Source organism: Clostridiales bacterium, from assembly GCA_030016385.1.
Classification (GTDB): Bacteria; Bacillota; Clostridia; order Clostridiales; family Oxobacteraceae; genus JASEJN01.
In genome coordinates, this window is record JASEJN010000110.1 from 1 (window position 1) to 3,354 (window position 3,354).

General features: G+C 34.7%; 4 protein-coding genes and 2 pseudogenes. 5 read left to right on the forward strand and 1 reads right to left on the reverse strand.

Features of this window, described 5'->3' with window-relative positions:
* Window positions 1–47: 47 nt before the first annotated feature.
* The 5 genes and pseudogenes from QME45_14560 (at window position 48) to QME45_14580 (ending at window position 2,608) form a co-directional block, all read left to right on the forward strand.
* Window positions 48–233: pseudogene (locus QME45_14560) on the forward strand (hypothetical protein).
* A gap of 27 nt (window positions 234–260) precedes the next feature.
* The gene (locus QME45_14565) at window positions 261–548 is read left to right on the forward strand and encodes an abortive infection family protein (protein MDI6619850.1); all 288 of its coding nucleotides are present in this window, start codon (window positions 261–263) and stop codon (window positions 546–548) included.
* 191 nt (window positions 549–739) lie between these two features.
* Complete coding sequence (locus QME45_14570; protein ID MDI6619851.1) at window positions 740–1,573, forward strand: hypothetical protein; 834 nt, start codon at window positions 740–742, stop codon at window positions 1,571–1,573.
* Window positions 1,574–2,022: 449 nt separating this feature from the next.
* Window positions 2,023–2,313 (forward strand): type II toxin-antitoxin system prevent-host-death family antitoxin, encoded by a 291-nt coding sequence (locus tag QME45_14575; GenBank protein MDI6619852.1) that lies wholly within the window; start codon window positions 2,023–2,025, stop codon window positions 2,311–2,313.
* Window positions 2,291–2,608, forward strand: coding sequence for a type II toxin-antitoxin system RelE/ParE family toxin (locus tag QME45_14580; GenBank protein ID MDI6619853.1), 318 nt, complete (start codon window positions 2,291–2,293; stop codon window positions 2,606–2,608). Before QME45_14575 ends, QME45_14580 begins: the two co-directional genes overlap by 23 nt.
* Window positions 2,609–2,621: 13 nt before the next feature.
* Here QME45_14580 and QME45_14585 read toward each other — a convergent pair.
* Window positions 2,622–3,140 (reverse strand): annotated as a pseudogene (locus QME45_14585) (biotin transporter BioY).
* Window positions 3,141–3,354 lie beyond the last annotated feature (214 nt).

Genomic DNA, 3,354 nt, shown 5'->3' on the forward strand with positions numbered 1-3,354 from the left:
TGTGCTATCTGGGATAGTTCTTCATAAAAGCATTCTTCAGGTGCTCTATAGCCAAATATCTTACGTGGAAGGAATTTTATATACGGATTAATGCACTCCTGAAGAATGATGAGTATGAACTTTATGAAAAAGATCATATCTCTGGAAGGAGTATATATGGTTGGAGGCTTATTCATACTGTTAATCAAATTCTCTCTGCTCAAAGTGAAAACATAAAAAATAACTTTGATACAGACTATGTAAGAACACAAGTTGGATTAATGAATGATTTAATATATTCTGCACCGCATTCAGCTATAGGCAAAGCTAAAGAATTACTTGAAATATGTTGTAAGACAATTTTAGATGAGCAAGGCATTACATATTCAACAGAATTAGATCTCATACAGTTGATGAAGCTGGCTTGTGAAAGTATAAATCTTAATCCGAAGAAAATTCCCGAAAATGTTCTGGATAGAGATATAGCAGGAAGAATATTGGGCAATCTTGCAAATATCGCACAAGGAATGGCAGAGTTAAGAAATTTATATGGAGATGGACATGGTTAAAATAAAAATTTTAAGCCACTACCTCCGCGATATGCTAATTTAGCAGTAGGAGCAGCGGTAGCCGCTGTAAATTTTATATGGGAAACATATATGGAAAGAAAGAATACATTATTCCAAAATTGTGATGATAGTAATGAGTAAAACTTTTTTAGTGATAAAAAAACGGGATAAAAGCGCAAACAGAAGAAATTATCCCACATTCAGTTTTTAATGGCATTATAAGTGTATATAATGAGTTTAAAACTGCAATGTCGGCAAGTTTTCCCGAAAGGTGCCCTGATAATGGAATGATTGTAGGTTTTGATGAAAAAGTATTTAGAGATTCAATTCTGTCTTTAATACCTGACTTTAAATTATCTGATCACGGCTGGATAACTACCATAAATGAATATACTGAGTTTGATCAATATGCGCTTCTGGATTTTATTGAATTTTGCATGGAAAACATTAAAGATTATGAGCAGAAAGATTATCATGGATATTTCTCTCATTATCATTTTAATTTTGACACTAAAGGAACTAAGAATAAAACCATGTTTTGCGATAAGATTAATCGCATTTTTCAAAGGAATGGCATAGCTTTTAACCTTACCGAGAATGGAGAAATTAGACGTGTTTTACCGGTAGAGTTAGATCGCATTATTAAAAAATACTGTAATAAAGGTTCTGATATTGAGTTAAATAAGCTAATTGATTTAGCAATAAAAAACATTGTTAAGCCGAAAATTGATGACCGGCAGGTAGCTTTGGAAAAGATATGGGATGCATTTGAAAGAATAAAAACGTATCATTTAGGTGTTGATAAAAAAGCATCTGTTATGGCTCTTATAACATCGGCGTCTGAGAATTCCACGGAATTTTACAACTTACTTGATACAGAATTAAAAACATTAACGATAATCGGAAATCGATTTCGAATTCGACATCATGAAACTGACAAGATAAAAATAAGCAGTGTCAAACATATAGATTATTTATTTTATCGCATGATGTCATTAATAAGTATGCTGATTAATTATCTTTGAGTAATATATTGAGGATAATAGTGGATATGTTTCTAATTATGTTTAGTTTTAGTGATTGAATTATTGTATACACCTATTCTTGCAACTTCACTCCGACACATATAGAGTGTGTAGTATTGATAGAGGGAAAGTAACATAAAAGAGAGTCAAAGAGAGCCATTGGGGACGGTTCTTGTGGCTCATTTTTAAGTTATCAAGTTATTACTTTCGCTATTGTAATCTACGCAGGCCAGTTAATAAATATTTTGATACTTAAGTTTGATAATATTATAATTGTTGCTGAAACAATTAACGGCCACCAAAGCACAGGAAGCATTATAATGACTATTTAAAATTAAATTGAGCTTGCAGTACCCGCAGAGATATGAAAGATAACATAATTATTAATTGATATCATAGCATGAAAGAAGTATAATATGGTTAGAATGTTACTACAAGGAGTTGATACAATGCTGATTAAACCATCCGCAAGTATCCGGCAAAACTATAATGAAATTGCTGCCTTGTGCAAGTCTACCGGAGAGCCTGTTTTTCTCACCAAGAACGGTGAGGGTGATCTCGTGGTAATGGATATAGAGGCTTTTACCCGCCGAGAGAAAATGCTAAAGCTTAGAGAAGAACTGCTGGCTGTTGAGGAAGATCGCCTGGCCGGCCGTACCGGAGTTACACCAGATGAATTGGACAGCTATCTCGAAAGCATTATTGACGAGGTGGAGCATGGAAAAGAGAGTTCAGTATAAGGTGATTGTTTCCGACCGTGCCCGTCAAATGTTGGCGGGTCACGTGCGATTTCTGGCACAGAAAAGTCCTGCTGCTGCACGTAGAACAAAAAACGATTTTATGAATGCTATTCACTCTCTTTCTATAATGCCTGAACGATTTCCATTTCTTACTGCAGAATTTATCCCACTAAATAAGTATCATAAGATGTTTGTCGAAAATTATTATCTGGTTCTATATCAAATTAAGGATCAAACAGTGTATGTTGATTATATTGTGGATTGCAGACAAGATTATGGGTGGTTGGTACGGTAGATTTGGTTTTATTTTAGAATAAATTAGCTTTAATCAGTTGCTTTCGAATTTGAGGACCTATAAAAGTAGCAAGAAGAATCTTAGCAAGGTCTCCGGGTATAAAGGGTATCACACCTGCTGCAACTGCAGTATTTAAGGGCATATTAGCCTGATATGAGAGCTAAAGGGTACCAAGGATATTGCATACGGCAGTACCCAATATCATACCTGCAACGCATAAATACCATTTATCAAAAAATTTATCGATGAAAAGTCCGGCAATCAGCGCCATAAAAATATATCCGATAATATATCCGCCGGTTGGGCCAAATAGTTTAGGGATACCACCGGTAAAATTAGAAAATACGGGGAGGCCTGTAGCACTTAATAATATATATATTATTATACAGCTTATTGTTCCTCTTTTCATGCCAAGAGTATAAAGTGCGAAATATATAGCTAAGTTTGTAAAGGAGATTAGTACTATTCCGATGGGAATTGACAAAGGTCCAAGTATACACATGACGGCAGCCATGACCCCAATAATTGCCATTTGATATACATTAGATTTTTGGAGAAAAAATAAAAAAACAAGAAGAAGAAATGATAAAGAAGTATGAACAAGGCAAATTACAAGGGGAAAGAGAAGTAAAGGTCCTGTTCCAGGAAGCGGATGGCCTATTTCTTAACATGCAGGGAGATGATAGGCCCAAAACAGGCAAAAGCAAAAAGAAAGAGATAAAACTTGCCATAACCTACGAAGGATG